Here is an 18,841-nt window from a genome sequence, read left to right as displayed (position 1 = left end):
GGCATGGCAGCTAAAAAAGAAGTTGGAGAAGGGAAATTTTCACTTAATAAGGTTCTGGTTTATCTGTTTTTGATCACTGGATCTTTAGTTTCCCTGTTTCCCTTTTATTATATGTTCGTTATGGCAACACGATTAAACCGAGACATCAATTCAGTACCGCCGCCATTTACACCAGGTACACATTTAGTTGAGAATTTTCAGAAGGTAACGAGTAATATTGATTTCTTCGGTGCGATGTGGAACTCATTCTTTGTCTCAACGACAATTACGATTGGAACATTATTCTTATGTTCCCTAGCTGGGTATACCTTTGCTAAATTAGAATTCAAAGGGAAAAACGTATTATTCGTGATGATTCTTGTTACGATGATGGTCCCGCCGCAGCTTGGGTTAATTCCACAATATTATATTATTACAACATTAGGCTGGTTAAATGACTTCAAAGCATTGATCATTCCTGGTTTAATAAATGCATTCGGTATCTTCTGGATGAGACAGTATATTAAAGAAAGTGTACCGTTTGAAATGATTGAAGCAGCAAAAATTGATGGCTGCTCGAACTTCCGAATTTATTGGAATATTGTTGTACCGATGACACTTCCGGCGTTTGCGACATTAGGAATTATCGTATTCATGCATGTGTGGAATGACTTCCTATGGCCGCTTGTTGTTCTTCGCGATCCATCAATGCACACGTTGCAAGTAGCGCTTCGTGCATTAAATGATTCCAGACAGATGGATTATGGTATGATAATGTCTGGTACGTTCTGGGCAACAGTACCATTACTAATTGTCTTCCTATTATTTAACCGTTTGTTCATTCAAAGTTTATCAGAAGGAGCAGTAAAGAGCTGATCACCATCAGCTCTTTGCGGTGTCTATTTAAGATTGATATAAGATAATTCCCTTCAACATTGGTTAGAGCGGAATTGCCGCTGCTGAACGATACTACGCTTTCCGTGTGGAGCTAGTGAGCTTCCTCGGGCTTTGGCCCTGCGGGATCTCACTCCTGCTCTAGGCCACACAGGAGTCTACGTATCGTTCATCCGCTAAGGTATGTTTATTTGGAGATTATGTTGTGGAAAGAAGTAGTTTTAGATTCACACATAAAGTGCCTCAAACATGGTGTATTGCAGACTCGCCGCTGCTGAATTATGCTTCGCTTTCCGCGGTGAGCTGCTGAGCTTCCTCGGGCTTGTGCCCTGCGGGATGTGCGTGGCCAGGGGAGACCCCACAGGGCGAAAGCCCGAGGAGGCTCCCGGACCGCCCGCGGAAAGCGAGTGCCTGCAGCGGAAATCAACAACTACTGCAGGGGAGACTTTTTCAGTATGTGCGTGGCCAATAGATATCCAGGGTCTGTAATAGAACTAGCAACTAGTGAAATAAACCGCACAATAAGTATTCTTAATTAGAAGGAGGGTTTCAAATGGGCAAGTTAATCGTTCAAATAACCGAAGTCGTCTATAAGTTTATTGCACTGAATATCCTATGGCTGTTCTTTTTTGTAGCAGGGCTTGGTTTATTTGGATTTATGCCGGCGACCCTTGCTTTGTTTCGAGTCATAAGAGACTGGATCAAAGGAAATCAGTTCAATTTATTCTCAAGTTATTTCACATATTATAAAGCGGAATTTATACGTTCAAATATTGTAGGTGCAATCTTTATCGGATTGTTTTATATTATTTATGTAAACTTTTCATTTGCTGGATATTTTTACAGTGAGTCGACACAATTATTCGTTTACCTCGTCATTGCGGCCATTGCAGCTATTGTACTAATGACATTTTTAAATGTATTTTCTGTAATGGCGCATTTTGAATATAAAACGTTCTCTTATATTAAAGCATCACTTGGACTTGTTTTTGCTCATCCATTAATGACACTTACGCAGCTTGTTTGGCTTCTTGCGTACTTTTTAATTGTGGTCAATTTCCCGAGAGTGTCCTTTGTCATAGGGATTAGTGTGTTTGCTTATGTGCTGATGAATGTGAATTATTCTGTTTTTAAGAAGTATAATGCGGTTTGATGAAAAAAATGCTGGTGGATATGTTCCTAATAGCCAAGGAAGTATGTGTTTTAGCGAACTCGCCGCTCCTGAAATATACTACGCTTTTCGTGGGGAGCCGGTGAGCTTCCTCGGGCTTGTGCCCTGTGGGATCTCACCCCTGCTCTAGGCCCCACAGAAGTCTCCGTATATTTCATCCGCTAGGTTATTGCTTTTTCCAAAAATATAGTTGAATGATATCGGAAGTGAGCTTAGTTCTAATTTTAATTGCTTTCATCTACCGAAAGTCTTTAAGTTTTTAGAAGCTGCTTATAATGAGGAAGCAGTTTATCAAGAGCCTTCCTCCGTTGATTGAAGCGGAAGGTGCGAGACTCCTGCGGGATGTGCATGGCCAGGGAGACCCCACAGGGCGAAAGCCCGAGGAGGCTCCCGGACCGCCCGCGGAAAGCGAGTACCTGCAGCGGAGATCAACAACCAATGTGGGGGCTAGTTAATAGATTTATGTTGGTGACAGACGTAACAACTATTTAATTATAAATTTCACAATAGAATAAAACTGAAAAGGGGGGATACACATGGCTACTATTTATGATATTGCGAAAAAAACAGGCTACTCAATCAGCACGGTTTCGAAAGTGCTAAATAATTATACTGATGTTGGTGAAAAAGCGAAGCGGATTATTAATGAAGCAGTCGAAGAGCTGGGATACTATCCGAGCTCTAGTGCGAGAACACTATCAACAAAAAAATCCTGGACGATCGGCGTTGTATTTGTCGAAGATTCTGGGATTGGGATTGAGCATCCTTTCTTTAATGCAGTCATTGAAAGCTTCAAGAAGGCTGCCGAAAAAGAAGGATACGATCTTTTGTTTGCATCAAACAAGATTGGCACGGAGCAAAGATCGTATTTAGATCATTTTCTCTACCGTGGCGTAGACGGAGTTGTGGTCGTTTGTTCAACCATGGATTCCCCAGATGTTGATATATTAATGGAATCTGATCTTCCTTCTGTCGTCATTGACCTTGATACAAGAGGAGCAAGTGTCGTTTTTAGTGATAATATTCATGGAAGTGAACTAGCAGTGGATCATCTTTATAAGCTTGGACATAGAAAGATTGCTCATATTGCTGGTCACAAAAGTTTATATGTCGGCGTCCACAGGTTAAAAGGCTACATTCAAGCGATGAACAAACATAATCTTACTATACCAGATGAATACATTGCAGATGGCGGGTACTTCACTTTTGAAAGTGGAAAGAAAGCAATGAAAAATTTACTAAAGTTAGAAGATAAACCGACAGCTGTTTATGCGGCAGGGGACTTAATGGCTCTAGGTGCAATTACTGCGATTCAAGAGCAAGGATTAAGCGTCCCTAATGACATCTCGGTCATCGGTTTTGATGATATCCAGATTGCTCGTTACATGACGCCAGGGCTTACTACAATCAAACAAGATACATTCTTGATCGGAAAAACTGCTTGCGGCTTGTTGTTAGAACAAATTAACGATAAGAAAAAGCATTACATGTCGATCAAAATTCCAGTAACTCTTATTGAAAGAAACTCTTGTAGACCAATTTCTTAATATTGGTCTACACTCTTTCACTTTTTCGTCTGTACGGATTCGTATAGCATACTCCGAAAGCGCTTTAGTAAAAGTCTACGATATATTTAGAAGGTGATACCGTGTATACATTAAAAGATCATAAACGATTTGAGATCACTAATTATCAGCAAATATCCCCGTTTGCAAGTTTCTTGCCCGGCATTGCAGGGGTCGACGGCATTCCAATGTGGGTATTCTATGTGAACCGCGGACAAGGCATCGCAAGCTTTGGTGTCCAAGATAAAAATCATGCGATGCTTGAGTTTATGCCTGCAGATAAATCCTATCAACAGGTGCAGATTCAAGGGTTTAGAACCTTTATTAAAGTCAAAGAAGCTGGGAAGGAAACCTTTATTGAAGCATTTTCTCCTCTCACATCAGGTGAGGATGATGTGCAGGAAACGATGAAAATCGAAGAGAATATGCTTGCACTCGAATACGTCCATCATCAACATGCATTTAAGTTAAATGTTGAATATTTCATCCTGCCTGAAGCGCCTTTTTCCGGCCTGGTGAGAACGGTTACTTTAACGAATCTAGGAGATGCAGCAAGAGAGTTTGAGATTGTAGACGGTCTGCCTTCGATTTTTCCAAGCGGTGTGCCGCATGCAGCTTATAAAGAATTAGGCCATACGATCAAAAGCTGGTTCGATGTCAAAAATATCGAAAATAAGATTCCTTTTTATCAACTAAGAGGAAGTATTGAAGATTCAGCTGAAGTCAAAGAGATTCATCACGGACATTTCTATACGAGCTTTTCACGTACACCAGCATCAGAGGAAACACACCTAGAACCGATTATTGATAAAGATGCGATCTTTGGGAGTGACACCTCACTGCAGGTGCCGCGTTCATTTATTAAAGAGCCGCTTCACTCCTTAAAAGACAAGCCGCAGCATACGACTAATAAAGTTTCATGCGGATTCTCTTGTGAATCAGCCAGTCTGCAAACAAATGAACAGATCGAGCTATACACTGTGATTGGATATGCAAAAAACCTTGATCTTGTAAATACAGGTGTAAAAGAAATTCTTTCTATCAGAGCTCTTCGTGAAATGAAGACGCGTGCCCAAACAATTACAGATTCGATTACAAATAAAATGGCGACGAAAACGAGCCAGCCATTATTTGATGCGTATGTGAAGCAAAGCTATTTAGACAACGGTTTGCGCGGTGGATTCCCGTTAGTGGTTGAACGTGACAACGAGCATAAAATGTACTACTTATTCTCAAGAAAACACGGGGACCTAGAGCGGGATTATAACTTCTTCTCAATCAGTCCAACCTATTATTCTCAAGGGAACGGGAATTACCGCGATATCAATCAAAACCGCCGCTGTGATGTGCTGCTTGAACCAAGAGTAAAAGATTACAATGTTCAACTGTTTATGAATCTGATTCAGCTTGACGGCTATAATCCTCTTGTTGTTAAAGGAGTACGACTTAAAGTAAACAGCACCTTAAATCTAGCAGCCTACGTAGAAGCAGGCAAAGACAAGCTCCAATCATTTCTTGAAAAAAGCTATACACCGGGTGAGCTGAAGCATTTTGTTGAAGATGAGAACATTTCTTTATCCGAGCCGTTTGAATCATTTCTTGCTTATGTGATGCATGCATCAGAAGAGCTGCAGCAGGCAGAGTTTGGTGAAGGATACTGGGTCGATCACTGGACGTATAACTTAGACTTAATTGATAGTTATCTAGCTATTTATCCTGATAAAGCAGACGAGTTTTTCTTAACGCCTGGCTACCGATTCTTTGACAGCCCTGTACGAGTGAAAACACGCCGGGAGAAGTATCGTTTAGCAAAGAGCGGTCTGCGTCAATATGAAGCTGTAGAGAAAATCGCGGAAAAAGCAGCAAAAGCGGCTCGAAATGAAGGCGTCCTCTGGGTCAAAGATGCAAGCGGAGAGATATATCGTACAAGCTTGTATTCAAAACTAATTACACTTGCTTTAGTGAAAACATCGACAATGGCTCCTTTCGGGTTAGGCATTGAGATGGAAGGGGACAAGCCGGGCTGGAATGATTCATTAAACGGACTGCCTGGAATGATCGGGGCGAGTACGTCTGAGTTATATGAATTAAAACGCCTGCTCAAGCTATTAGATAGTGTGGAAAGTGAGGGTGAGATTGCTCTGCCGGCTGAAGTGAATGAGTTCCTTCTACAAGTCGCAGGTGAAATGAAAGAGGTTGAAGAGGGCTCTGATGAAGCAGAACAACGCTACTGGAAGCAAGTCACATCACACCGAGAAGCGTATCGTGAAAACGTGTATGCAGGAATAAGCGGTCAGGAAGTTACCTACACCGTAAAAGAAATCAAAGAATATGTGAAGCAGTTGGCTAAACGAGTTGACACAGGAATCGAACGTGTTGAGTCATATGCGAAACCATTCAGCCCGACGTATTTCTACTTTGAACCAAAGGAAGAGCTCACACAAGAATCGCTTGAGCGTCTTGAGTTTGATTGGTCGCCTAAAGCAGTCACTCCATATTTAGAGGGAGTTGTAAAGCAGTTAAAGCTAACAGATGACCGTGATTCAGCTAAGGCCTTATACGATGAAGTGAAGCAGTCAGCCATTTATGACCGTAAACTAAAGATGTACAAAACATCTATGAGCATTAACAGTGAGCCTAATGAACTTGGCCGAGTAAAATCATTTACACCTGGCTGGCTGGAAAATGAATCTATTTTCCTTCATATGGAATATAAGTATTTGCTCGCAACCCTTAAATCAGGTCTATATGATGAGTTTTATGAGGACATGAAACAAGCGCTCATTCCATTTTTAGATCCAGAAATGTATGGCCGAAGTATCTTAGAGAACTCTTCATTTATCGCAAGCAGTGCCAATCCAAATGAAGAGCTGCATGGCAAAGGATTTGTGTCACGTCTAAGCGGCTCAACGATTGAACTGATGAATATGTGGTTTGTAATGATGACAGGAGGCTCGCCATTTACGGTTAAAGAAGGCGAGCTGGCATTAGAGTTATCTCCGCGTCTGCCTGATTGGATGTTTGATGAGAATGGAGAAGTCACGTTCAACTTCCTTGGCGAGATCCGTGTCACGTATAGTAATAGCGCAAAGAAATCTACGTACGGTGAAGACGCAGTATCTCCATCTGTCATTGAGCTTACGTTTAAAGATGGGGCAGTAAAAGAAGTACGTGCAAATGAAGTGACTGGAGAACTTGCTCAAGCGGTACGCAGCCGTGATGTAAGCAAGATCAACGTTCATTTAAGCTGAAAAGTAAGGACAGAGAGGGAATGACAACTCCTTCTCTGCCTCTTTTAACAAGATCTGAAAGCGCTTTCGGTATATCTCTTAAGGAGGTGAGGAGTGGCTGTTGGTTGGAATGCTTGAAACAACAAAAAATGGGAGGGGAAAATCAGGTGAAAAAATCACTACGTTTACTTGCAGGAACAGTTATGGCTGCTTCACTTATTAGCATGAACATCAACGCACAAGCTGCCGGAGAGCAAAACGGTACGAAAGATTTGAACGATAAGTCAAGCGACGAATGGAAAGTTGTTTGGGAGGATCATTTTGAAGGAACAGACTTAGATTTAGACAAATGGAGCTATGACACAGGAAATGGCTTCGTTGATTCAAATGGGACATATGTGTCAGGATGGGGAAATGAAGAACTGCAATCATATCAACAAGATAATGTAAGAGTAGAAAACGGCAAGCTTGTTCTTACGGGCAAGGAAGAAACGGTTTCAGATGAACATGGAACGTACAATTATACCTCAGGAAAGATCCATACACAGGGTAAATTTTCGCAAAAGTATGGCAAATTCGAAGCGAAAATGGCCCTTCCAGAAGGACAAGGCTACTGGCCGGCATTTTGGATGATGCCAGAGGATGATGTATATGGCGGCTGGGCTGCATCAGGTGAAATTGATATTATGGAAAATGCCGGCGGACGGCCTAATGAAATCGGCGGGGCAATCCACTACGGCGGACAATGGCCGAATAACACATACACAGCAAAAGATTATCATTTTCCGGAAGGACAAGATGTAACTGACTTTAATGTGTACGCGGTGGAATGGGAGCCAGGTGAGATCCGCTGGTATGTTAACGGCGAACTGTACCAAACGCTGAATAACTGGAGCTCACAAGGTGCAGGCAGCCCTGCACCATTTGCCTACCCTGCTCCGTTTGATCAAGAGTTTTATCTCATTCTAAACTTAGCGATTGGCGGCTGGTATGGCGGAAACCCTGATGCGACAACTGATTTCCCAGGTGAGATGCTGGTTGATTACGTTAAAGTATATGAGCTTGAAGGACGTGATTACCGAGAGCCGGTTGAGCCAGTATTTGAGGCAGAAGAGCTGCCTGAAAATGCGAAAGAAGCAATAGACGGCAATTTTGTGTATGATTCAAGCTTTGAACAGGAGATAACAACGATTGCAACGGGTGCAGAGCTTGACCAGAAGTGGAATAAGGATTATTGGAACTTAGTGTATTTATCAGAGTTCAATGGACAAGCTTCTGCTTCCATTGAAGATTTAAATGGAGATCGTTTTGCCAAAGTAGATATTGCACGCGGCGGAAGCCAGTCATATTCCGTCCAGATGATTCAAAATGTCACACTAGGCAAAGGACGCTGGTATAAGCTGAGCTTTGATGCTAAATCTACGACAGCCCGTCCACTGAATGTAAAGCTTGGCGGGGGGCCTGACCGCGGCTATACTGCTTACTCACCAAATCGTGATTATACACTGTCTAATGAAGTGAAAACGTATGAATTAGTGTTTCAAATGCAGCATGATACAGATATTCTCTCGCGTTTAGAATTTAATATGGGCCTCAACACAAATCCTGTTTGGTTAGGGAATGTGACGCTTGAGGAAGTAGATGCCGAAGATCCATACCAAGAAGATGCTCCTAAAAATCCATTAAGAAATGGAAACCATGTGTACAATGGAAACTTTGATTTAGGCCGCATGGATCGTATGACCTTCTGGAACTTCGAGACAAATGGCGCCGAAGCAGAAGCATCGGTTGATCCTGATCAACGTGAGCTTCATGTACAAATTTCAGATGGCGGAGCGAGTACTGATGCGATCACTCTCACACAAAACGGGATGAACCTTCTAGCAAACAATGAATATCAATTGTCATTTGAAGCAAGAGCAGATGAAGCAAGAGAGATCGGAGCAGCCTTGCTTAGTAAAGACGGAACAATCAGTTATTTCGAAGGAACTGAAACCATTACCATAGAAATGAATGAACACGTCATGACGTTTACAATGCCTGATACGACAGATGTTGAAGGACAATTAGTGTTTTATCTTGGCGGATCTGCTCATGATGTAGTAATCGATTCAATCAAACTTGAACGTTTAACTGACATATTTGACGGATTAACGTTTGATGAAAGCTTCCCGCTTAAAAATGGTGCATTTGTCAATGGTCTGAACTACTGGGATACACATATTCAAGGAGATCATGAGGCAGGTACATCCATAGCTGAAATTAAGCATCAAGAGGGAATGGCAGCAGCATCGATCGAAAATGAAGGATTTGAGCCGTGGCATGTACTATTAATGCAAAATCAAATGCAGCTGCTAGCGAATCAAACGTATATTCTAGAGTTTGTTGCCTCCTCTACAGTAGAACGAGAACTAGAAGTCGTGCTTGAAAATAGTGCATATGAACGATATGTCGATGAGGTGATTTCGTTAACGCCTGAGGTCCAGACCTATTCGTTTGAATTTAACATGACGGAAACAGACCTTGTCGACCTAAAGTATTTAATGGGTAAAGTAGGGGACGCAGCAGCAATCGGCCCGCACGAAGTGAAGATTGATCAAGTAAGATTAGAAGTAAAAGGTGAAAGAGAAAAGTACTTCCCGCTAGCTAATGGTGATTTTTCATCCGGTTTAGAAAACTGGAATGAACATGTTCAAGGAGTCTATGACGGGCCGTCACAAGCGAGCTTTGAAGAACGTGACGGGGAAGCAGTTATTTCGATCACTAACGAAGGGGAAAACCCTTGGGATATCTCCTTATCTCAGCAGGAGATGGAACTTAAGGCAAGAGAAACCTATGTTTTACAATTCGACGCAAGAGCGAGTTTGGACCGAAAAATTGAACTAGTCGTCGACAACGGGGCACCAAATTATCATCGTTATTTTGAAGACATCGTCCAATTAGATCAAACGATGCAAACATTCAGCCATGAATTTGAGATGCCGGCAAGTGATTCAGTTACACTGAGCTTCTTAGTCGGAAAAGTAGCAGGAGAAATAATCGGAGAAGCACATGACATTGTTATCGATAATGTCATCCTCGAAGTAAAAGGCGCACAAGATGCCTTACACGGCGGGTCAATGGAAGAGGAGCCGGGTACAGAGGAACCAGGAAATGAAGAGCCGGTAACGGATAAGCCAGGTAAAGGTAAGGATAAGAAAGAGAAGAAGGATAAGAAGGATAAAGACAAGAAAGACAAGAAAGATAAAGACAAATAATGATTGATGTAAGGGAGCTGTCTTAGTTGACAGCTTCTTTTTCTGTTTGTGTGCGGTGGATGAAGCTAGCTGGGCGCAATTACTGTAAAAGTAGATACTATTGCGACTCACACTGACGCATATCACAAGCGAACAGACGCATTTAGCAGCGAGTGGCGCAATAGCAGCCGCAACGGACGCATAAATCTGTTGAACCCGCGCAATTAAGCAGTAGACCAGAGCATAAATGATTTAAAAAAATACAATTAAATGAACAGCTAATATAAACATAGGCCGATACCGGCAAAATAACGAGGTAAGGCGAAGGATAAACAAATATGTTACAATCCTAACTGTAAACCATTGCTAAAATCTTCCTTAAATCGAGGTGAAACCGTGAATCCATCAACAAAAGAAAATCGGACATTTTATAAAGTACTCGCCATCATCTGTTTATTACTCATTCCTATCGCGGCAGCAATAAACCTCTTATTTGGTTTTAACCGCGATCCGCTGCAGCTTGGTATTATGGCATTAAGTTTTATTATTTTGGCATGGATGAACTGGTCCATGTATCGGAAAAAAGATCAAGAAAAGCTGGATTCTTAGCTGGAGTACCTTATTTATAATGCCCCATTCTTATGTTAATAATGCATAAAGGACTGCTCTCATGCAAAAGATAACTCCTGTAACATGTCAATCCTCACCTGAAACGAGGTATATGATGAACTTACAAAAATTTGCGAGGAGTGTCGTTATGGGTATTCTAAGTGGGAATCCGCAAGATGAGCCAATGCATTACGGGGAAGTTTTTACGGTATGGAGCAATGTACTTGCAAATAACGGAATGATTGCTGGCTACCAATCGTTACTAAATCATGCGGGCGATCAAGACTTACAAAAGCTTGTTCAAGAAGGTATTGAAGGGTTACAAAATGAGAACAAGCAATTAGAAGAGCTGCTTAAAGCAAATGGAGTAGGGCTTCCTCAAGCTTCACCGGAACGTCCATGTGCTGATCTGGAGTCAATTCCAGCAGGAGCTCGTTTTATGGACCCAGAAATCGGAGCGAAATTGTCAGCTGACACAGCAGCAGGCCTTGTTGCATGCAGTCAAGCGATGGGACAATCGATCAGAGAAGATATCGCTATGATGTATGGCCAATTCCACACAGCAAAAGCTCAGTTCGGTGCTAAAGTGCTAAAGCTAAACAAAGAAAAAGGCTGGTTAATTCCGCCGCCATTACACATGAGTAAGAAATGTGATTAATGATTAATACTAACAAAGCTTACAGTTTCGGCTGCTGGTGAGAAAACACCAAATAACAACCATACAGGAGATACCATTCATATACGAATAGGTGTCTCCCTTTTTTGTCTCAACGGCTGCCCTCTTTATACAAGGTATGTTTTTTAAGTTAATGAAAAGGAAATTAATGTTAAACTGAAGAGGGATATTAATTTTAGGAAATATTTAATTAGGGGGAGTCATGAAATTAAGAGAAATCAACCTTAAACAACGAATGGAACAGTACAAAGTAAACGGTTTGAGTACGGTTTTAATCAACATCATTTGTTGCGCTCACTGTATAAAGATTAATAGGCTTTATCTGTAACTATATAAACTCAAAGCAGGAGGTACACTTGTGGAATTATGGGATGTCTATGATATAAATAGGGAAAAAAGAGAGCGCACATGGATCCGGGGCAAAGAGCTTGGACCTGGAGATTTTCATTTAATTATTCATGTATGCATTTTTAATTCAAATGAGCAAATGCTCATTCAACAAAGGCAGTCCTTTAAAGAAGGCTGGCCTAATCTGTGGGATCTTACTGCAGGAGGGAGTGCTATAGCAGGGGATACTAGTCAAGCTGCTGCAGAAAGAGAATTACATGAAGAGATTGGGTTGAAAGTGGATTTTAAGCACATCCGACCTCACTTCACAATAAATTTTGAGTATGGATTTGATGACTTTTATTTAATCCAAAAAGATGTGGAAATACATACGCTCACTTTACAGTATGAAGAAGTTCAAAACGTGAAATGGGCAAGCAAGGAAGAGATTTTAAAGTTGATCAAAAATGAGGAGTTTCTACCGTACTATGAAAGTCTTATCCACCTGCTATTTGACAGTCGAGACAAGCGAGGAACGATTCAAGGGTAGAATTCTTTTCGGCTTTTCATATCGTCTATTTACTTTGGTACGTATAAAGAGGTGACAACAATGATCAGAATCCTATTAGTATTTTTGATCCCTCTCGCATTTCTTAACTATATCATCTTTCAAACAACCGTTTCGGGGTTCGTTTCATTAGGTATTCTTGGGGGTGGAGTAGTCATTTATTTACTTCAAACACCTAAGAAATCTAGGTACGATCGTATTTTTCCTAATCAGCATCCCGCTGCTGCTTGTGATGATGACCTACTTAAGATAATAAGCTATCATTTTAAAGCCTTGGAAGTGTCATTCTTCCAAGGCTTCTTGTTTATAAAAATTAAAACACCCATTTTCCCAAAATGACCCCCAATCTACCCCTCAAAATAACGTTTTGTCCTAGGCGAAAAATCCATTTTGCCTATGTACTGAACCAATGTTTTGCAATTTTATCTACATGCGGTTTTTATTATGCTCAGTTATGCTTTGCCTACCAACTATAAGGAGGCAGCAAATGCAAAACGTTACTAAAGAAAATTACAAACAGTTAAGTCCTTTTCAAACAGACGATCACTTTAAAAAAGAGGTCAGGCAGCATCTCGCATTTTATACTGAATGCTTTACCACGAGTGAGCGAATTGCCTTGAATCAATTAATCAGAACAAGTATTCCACATCGCGGTGTCGCGGTGTCTACCGTGTGCAAAATGCTTGCAGCGGCCCATGCAAGTGGAAACCCGGTATCGCGGTCAACATTTGAGAGGATGCTCGTGAAAGCTCGGAAACTAGGGATCATCACCATGCATCATACGATCCGAGAAACGGGCGGATACCATCATAGCATTTACATTTTTCAGCAGTTTACATCTTCAGAAAAATCACCAATCCAACTAACAACTCCCATACTCCTCAAAAAAGTAAATCCAGTCTCTCAGAAAACAGTTCATCCATCCGTTCCACAAGAGTTCACTAAAGCAACAGCCCCATTCACTGACTGGGAGCCGAATCTTTCTTTTAAACTTTGGTCGATTGCCGAAGCTTCCTTCAAACGAATGAAATTCACAGATTCGATTGAAAACCACCTTCCACTTATTATTCAAACCTTTAAGCAAGTCATTCAACAGTACAAAAAACAAAAGATACAGTCTTCCATTTATTCGTACTTTTACGGCACACTGCTTGCCAAACTAGCAGAAGAGAAAAGAAGAATAGTCAGAGACCGCGACGGCATGCCCGCCTGGCTCGAGCAAATGTAAATAACCTTTTATCTACAATTACCCCTAAGGAGGCAATCCATGAATTACGAACAACAAATCCAAGCTTTCTACAACCAACTAGAAACAAACCCGCTTACCCCATCAGGCATTGCAACATGGCATGCATTAATGCAAGTATGGCAAAAAGCAGGCTGGCCGAAGTCGTTTACTGTTGCTGTATCTGTCATTGCCGTGAAGTCAGGAATGAAGGTACGTCACTTTTATAACATTCGAAAAGAGCTGGAAGAAAAGGGCTATCTCACCTTTACAAGCAGAGGCAGCGGTCAAGCTGCTCAATATGCGATGACCGACCTATCAACTAACCTTCATCACCAACCTCGTGCACTATATGCACCAGATCGTACCCAAGCTAGTGCATCAACTGCTTCCCAACCTAATGCACAACCTAGTTCCCTATTAATTAAAGAAAACAATATAAAAGAAAATAATAAAGATATCACTCCATTTCGATTTTATGAAGAAAATGGATTTGGCAGACTTTCACCATTTATCTCTGAATCAATCAATGCTTGGCTGGATGATCCAACCTTTACAGAACCGAGTGGAGTGGTGATTGAAGCGATGAAAGTGTCACTCCTGCAAAATGTGAGAACTTGGGGCTATGTCTCAAAGATTCTGCAAGATTGGAGCGGCAAAGGCTTGCAAACGGTGGGTGAAATCCGAGCAGAGCGAGAAAAGTGGAAACAAAAAATGGCTGCTTATCATGCGGAGAAGAAAGAGGTGAGTCAACATGAAAAAAGCATGCACTCATCTGCCGCCGACTATTCAAGCTATGACTTCGGATTCTAATATTATTAATAGGATGGTTTGCACGGGCTGCCATGAGAAGATTACCGTAAGAAGAGTGTTTATTCCCTTTGGACCGGAGAAAGGAACAGAGAAGGAGTTAACGTATGGCTGTCGCTGTGAAGATATTGAACTGGCAAAGAATGTGCTTAAAAGAAGGAAAGAATTAGAGAGAAAGCGAATCTATCAGATATTCGATCGTGAAAGCTTATTAAATCAAGACTTACTTGAATCAAGTTTTGACAGCTATGTCCCACGTACGGAAAGCCAAAAATCTGCATACAAGCAAGTGAGAGAGTTTTGTGATACGTATTCAAAAGATAAACCAAGAAACCTTCTATTAACCGGCTCATACGGTCTTGGAAAATCCCACTTATCATCAGCCGCTCTAAAAGTATTGATAGAGTCAGGATACACCTCGATCTTCATCTCTGTACCGAAACTCCTAACAAAACTAAAAGCAACCTACAACAAACACAGTGAGTTCTCAGAAGATAATTATTTAGAGCTGCTAGAAAAAGCTGATTGCGTCGTCCTGGATGATGTCGGCGCTGAGCACGGACGTGATCCATCTAGCTGGGCAACATCAAAGCTGTTTGAAATTATCGACAGCCGGATAGGCAAGCATACAATCTATACAACGAATTTAGGCGGAAAAGCATTGCAGGATAAGGTTGGGGCCAGGAATTTTTCCCGGATGATGCAGAAAACAAAAGTGATTGCCATAAGCGGACCTGACCACCGCTTAAGTCATTTCTCACAAGAAAAAGGGAGTGGTGTGCATGAGTAAAATCAAAATAATGATCGACCCAGGACATGGCGGACGAGATCCGGGAGCAGTGGCAAATGGCTTAGTGGAGAAAGATTTAACATTGACGATTGCTCGTGAAATACGTGAAGTGCTGCTAAGAAATTATGACGTGCTCATCAGGATGACCCGCGATAGTGATATGTTCGTCTCCCTTGAAGACAGAGCTCGGCTGGCTAATAGCTGGGGAGCTGATTACTTCATCTCTGTTCATATTAATGCAGGAGGCGGCACAGGATTTGAAAGCTTTATCCACCCGCATGCAGCAAAGCACACCGGCCAATTTCAAGCCTGCATCCACCAAGGCATTTTGGGAAAAATTAAGGCTCGTGACCGCGGCAGAAAGACAGCCAATTATGCTGTGCTGCGCTTAACGAAAATGGCTGCTGTCCTGACTGAGAGCTACTTCATCGATCATGTAGAAGACTCAAAAAAGTTAAAAGAAGCGAGTGTGATTAAAGCAATCGCTACAGGCCATGTCGTCGGTTTGCAGGAAATGCCTAATCTGAGGCTGATAAATGAAAGCCTCACACCAAGACCGAGGCTTGTGAAAGTGTACCGCCTCCTTGTCGACGGCGTGCAGGTCGGAGCATACGGCGAACGTGAAAATGTGATGGCTCAGGTCAATCAGTTTCTCGATTCAGCGAAGAAGATAGAGGTGGAGAGAGTGGAGTAGCGGTTTGCTTTGATGGAGCATTAGCTTCAGCGGGTAATGGCGGGGACGGTGGCGATTGCGTCAGTTGAGAGCATTTATACGTGAGTTCAGGACGCAATAGCGTGGGTCCTTCTGCTAATTGCGCCAGTTCAGCAGCGTTTTGCGCCTGTATGCAGCTGAATTGTATCTAGTCTACCAGTAATTGCGCCGTTTCAAGCCACTCAACGTTCCGCCATCCCCAAAAAAACTTAACAAAAAGAGCCGCACCTTTAGGTCAGCTCTCAATATGTGCAGCCTTTTGCTCTTTAACCAAAATCATCATACTTGCAATAATAAATAATGTAGATTGAATAATGGTTCCACCCATTGTTAAAACGAGCATCACTAGGGCAGTGATCAAAAATCGTTTCACTGCCTTTCTTCGCTCGGTTTTTAACAGTTTGTAAGCCTGTAATCCGATCACAAAGCCGATAATATGGGCTCCGAGGACCACATATGCAAGCCATAGCTCGAGTGGAGTTGGAAGTAATTCGGGATAATACATGTGAACAAAAGCAACGGGCGGTATTACAAGTACAGTAATCAGACCTTGCAAAAATAATCCCGTACCAAATAACATTCGTTCCAATGAATACATACACAGCACCTCATTTCTTACTTAATTTTACAAAAGTGAGAAAAGAAATGCCTCCGTCTTAAGGCTGAACTTGTAATACTTTACCAATTTCGCAGCTGCTTTTTATCAAGCTTACCTACTGCGGTATAAGGCAGCTCATCAACCATCACGATTTCCTTAGGCGTTTGATGTCTTGCAACACGCGGTTTCAGCCATTCCGATAGTCGTTTCCTACAGGCGGTCCGGAATCATCCTCATCCCTCCACTTAATTGCTGAAAAAACATTAACCTAGCGGATGAAATATGCGTAGACTCCAGCGGTGCCAAGAGCAGAGCTGAGATCCCACAGGGCTAAAGCCCGAGGAAGCTCAGCAGCTCACCGCGGAAAGCGAAGCATATTTCAGAAGCGGCTAGTCTGCTATAACTTTTCTTTGAGTCACTTTAGGTTTTGAATAAATAAACATATCATTCTACAACCCTTATAATCAAAAGCTTTTTGCTCACAACTTCCGTTTTTACTCCTACATTGTATCTATAAATTGTTTATAATAGATAACAGGAGGTGCTTTCCTTGGAAGAGACGATGATCATATTAAAAATAAAAAAGCATATACATCAATTTACAGCAGCAGAACGGAAAGTTGCTGATTATATTTTGGAGTACGGAGAATTTGTTCCGACGATGACGACCAAACAATTAGCAGAAGCTGCTGATGCGAGCGAAGCGAGTATTGTCCGCTTTTGTAAGCGAATTGGTTTTGACAGCTTTCGCATGTTAAAGGTGGTGTTAGCTAAAGAGTTCTCACAAGGTCCGATGACGGTGAACAGTGTGTCGCTTCTTCAATCCAATGACACACCGCACAGCTTGTTTCAAAAAGTAACTCATGTGAATAAAATGGCACTCGACCTCACGTTAAAAACCCTCAGTCATTCAGAATTTGAAAAAGCCGTGAATGCGTTTGTTCAAGCAAAAAAAGTGGCTTTGTTTGGAGTCGGCGGTTCCTACCCTCCGGCGGTTGATGGACAGTACAAACTGATGCGTATAGGCTATCACGCGGCTGCCTCATCCGATTATCATTATATGGTCCCTTTTATTACCTATATGAAAAAGGGAGATGTCATCCTTTGCTTCAGTTCTTCTGGAAAAACGAAAGAAGTCATTGATATTGCTCAATACGCAAAAGAAAGAGGAATTACAGTGATCTCCATTACCACATTGAACCAGTCACCGTTATATAAAATGTCTGATATTACACTTTGCATTCCAGATCTTGAAGCGGAAGAACGAATTGGCAGTATTGCTTCAAGAACAGCACATCAAAATGTAGTCGATGCCTTATATGTCAGTATTTTTCATGAGATTGGAGAGAACCTCATTGAAGCCTTTGACCTCTCGAGGGAAAAAGCTAGTGAAAAAAGAAAATGAAAAGTTTGAAGAAAAAAGGAGGATTTTTAATGTCTTTGTTGAAATTTAATTTCAGAGAAAGATAAATAAATTTAGAATTTTAATTTTAACATGCTAAGCGGACGCATTAGCTGTTCATCCAAGGAGCTGGGTAGGTATGCTGGACAATTTATCAACGGAAGGTAGAAATAACAAAACGATGAGAATGGATGAGATGTCCTCTCAAGAGATTTTGACGGTTATGAATGCAGAGGATGCTGAAGTGCCTCTTGCTGTCAAAAAAGCAATCCCCGAAATTGCAAAATTAGTAGAACAAACGATTAGTGCTTTAAAAAATGGGGGGCGAGTAATCTATGCAGGGGCCGGTACGAGCGGACGATTAGGTGTATTAGATGCAGTCGAGTGTCCGCCAACTTTTGGAACAGACCCGGCTATGGTCGTTGGGCTCATTGCTGGAGGCGAGAAGGCTTTTACAAAAGCGGTTGAAGGAGCTGAAGATTCACTAGAATTAGGCGGAGCTGACTTAGCGGAAATCAAGCTGACAGAAAAAGATGTAGTTGTTGGTATTGCTGCGAGCGGCCGTACACCGTATGTGATTGGTGCTCTTAAATATGCAAAAGAAAAAGGGGCGCATACAGGCAGCATCTCTTGCAATCAAGACGCAGAAATCAGCAAGTGGGCCGATTGTCCAATCGAAGTCGTAACCGGCAGTGAAGTTCTTACTGGATCTACCCGGCTTAAAGCAGGGACCGCCCAAAAGCTGGTCCTAAACATGATCTCGACCGCCACAATGATTGGCTTAGGAAAAGCATACAATAATTTAATGGTCGATGTGCAGCCAACGAATGAAAAGCTAGTAGCAAGAGCGATTCAAATCATTGTTCAAGCAACTGGGGTAAATGAGTTGACGGCAGAAGACGCTTTTCAGAAAGCAAAACAGCAAGTAAAGCCTGCAATTGTGATGATCTTAGCAGACGTTTCTTATGAAGAAGCGAAAAGCCGGCTAGAAAAGGCTCAAGGGTTTGTAAAAGAAGCGATTTCCATCACTTCGTAAAGGGGGAGTAATC

At 41.9% G+C, this 18,841-nt stretch carries 16 protein-coding genes; 15 read left to right on the top strand and 1 reads right to left on the bottom strand.

The features are described 5' to 3' along the window. Positions 1 to 3 precede the first annotated feature (3 nt). The 13 genes from BPOF4_RS09865 (at position 4) to BPOF4_RS09800 (ending at position 15,774) form a co-directional block, all read left to right on the top strand. Positions 4 to 855, top strand: coding sequence for a carbohydrate ABC transporter permease (locus tag BPOF4_RS09865; RefSeq protein WP_012959003.1), 852 nt, complete (start codon positions 4 to 6; stop codon positions 853 to 855). A gap of 571 nt (positions 856 to 1,426) precedes the next feature. After that, a complete protein-coding gene (locus BPOF4_RS09860) occupies positions 1,427 to 2,026 on the top strand; it encodes a YesL family protein (RefSeq protein ID WP_012959002.1) in 600 nt (199 codons plus the stop codon). Between the two features lie 554 nt (positions 2,027 to 2,580). Continuing rightward, a complete protein-coding gene (locus BPOF4_RS09850) occupies positions 2,581 to 3,591 on the top strand; it encodes a LacI family DNA-binding transcriptional regulator (protein ID WP_012959000.1) in 1,011 nt (336 codons plus the stop codon). A gap of 101 nt (positions 3,592 to 3,692) precedes the next feature. Beyond that, positions 3,693 to 6,860, top strand: coding sequence for a hypothetical protein (locus BPOF4_RS09845; protein ID WP_012958999.1), 3,168 nt, complete (start codon positions 3,693 to 3,695; stop codon positions 6,858 to 6,860). A 146-nt stretch (positions 6,861 to 7,006) separates the two neighbouring features. Next, complete coding sequence (locus BPOF4_RS09840; RefSeq protein ID WP_158305566.1) at positions 7,007 to 10,096, top strand: carbohydrate binding domain-containing protein; 3,090 nt, start codon at positions 7,007 to 7,009, stop codon at positions 10,094 to 10,096. Between the two features lie 375 nt (positions 10,097 to 10,471). Continuing rightward, on the top strand, positions 10,472 to 10,684 hold the full coding sequence (locus BPOF4_RS09835; protein WP_012958997.1) for a hypothetical protein: 213 nt from the start codon (positions 10,472 to 10,474) through the stop codon (positions 10,682 to 10,684). Between the two features lie 148 nt (positions 10,685 to 10,832). Further along, the gene (locus BPOF4_RS09830) at positions 10,833 to 11,342 is read left to right on the top strand and encodes a DUF3231 family protein (protein WP_012958996.1); all 510 of its coding nucleotides are present in this window, start codon (positions 10,833 to 10,835) and stop codon (positions 11,340 to 11,342) included. Positions 11,343 to 11,718: 376 nt separating this feature from the next. Beyond that, complete coding sequence (locus BPOF4_RS09825; protein ID WP_012958995.1) at positions 11,719 to 12,237, top strand: NUDIX hydrolase; 519 nt, start codon at positions 11,719 to 11,721, stop codon at positions 12,235 to 12,237. Between the two features lie 60 nt (positions 12,238 to 12,297). Continuing rightward, positions 12,298 to 12,594, top strand: coding sequence for a hypothetical protein (locus tag BPOF4_RS09820; RefSeq protein ID WP_012958994.1), 297 nt, complete (start codon positions 12,298 to 12,300; stop codon positions 12,592 to 12,594). 148 nt (positions 12,595 to 12,742) lie between these two features. Then, positions 12,743 to 13,483, top strand: coding sequence for a hypothetical protein (locus BPOF4_RS09815; RefSeq protein WP_012958993.1), 741 nt, complete (start codon positions 12,743 to 12,745; stop codon positions 13,481 to 13,483). A 39-nt stretch (positions 13,484 to 13,522) separates the two neighbouring features. Next, positions 13,523 to 14,293 carry a DnaD domain protein gene (locus BPOF4_RS21200; protein ID WP_012958992.1) on the top strand — a complete coding sequence of 257 codons (771 nt, stop codon included), beginning with the start codon at positions 13,523 to 13,525 and terminating at the stop codon, positions 14,291 to 14,293. Continuing rightward, complete coding sequence (locus BPOF4_RS09805; protein WP_081457653.1) at positions 14,235 to 15,080, top strand: ATP-binding protein; 846 nt, start codon at positions 14,235 to 14,237, stop codon at positions 15,078 to 15,080. The genes BPOF4_RS21200 and BPOF4_RS09805 overlap by 59 nt, the downstream gene beginning before the upstream one ends. Further along, positions 15,073 to 15,774: an N-acetylmuramoyl-L-alanine amidase family protein gene (locus BPOF4_RS09800; protein ID WP_012958990.1), complete on the top strand. Its 702-nt coding sequence runs from the start codon at positions 15,073 to 15,075 to the stop codon at positions 15,772 to 15,774. The genes BPOF4_RS09805 and BPOF4_RS09800 overlap by 8 nt, the downstream gene beginning before the upstream one ends. 253 nt (positions 15,775 to 16,027) lie before the next feature. Here BPOF4_RS09800 and BPOF4_RS09795 read toward each other — a convergent pair whose 3' ends face one another. Next, complete coding sequence (locus BPOF4_RS09795) at positions 16,028 to 16,390, bottom strand: hypothetical protein (RefSeq protein ID WP_012958989.1); 363 nt, start codon at positions 16,388 to 16,390, stop codon at positions 16,028 to 16,030. Between the two features lie 541 nt (positions 16,391 to 16,931). Between BPOF4_RS09795 and BPOF4_RS09790 the strand changes: the two genes are divergently transcribed. Next, positions 16,932 to 17,795: a MurR/RpiR family transcriptional regulator gene (locus tag BPOF4_RS09790; RefSeq protein ID WP_238446457.1), complete on the top strand. Its 864-nt coding sequence runs from the start codon at positions 16,932 to 16,934 to the stop codon at positions 17,793 to 17,795. Positions 17,796 to 17,931: 136 nt separating this feature from the next. Then, entirely contained in the window at positions 17,932 to 18,828 is an 897-nt protein-coding gene (murQ, locus tag BPOF4_RS09785; protein ID WP_012958987.1) for an N-acetylmuramic acid 6-phosphate etherase, read from the top strand. Positions 18,829 to 18,841: the final 13 nt, after the last annotated feature.

Source organism: Alkalihalophilus pseudofirmus OF4, assembly GCF_000005825.2.
GTDB lineage: Bacteria > Bacillota > Bacilli > Bacillales > Bacillaceae_D > Alkalihalophilus > Alkalihalophilus pseudofirmus.
This window is presented reverse-complemented; position numbering and strand designations above follow the sequence as displayed.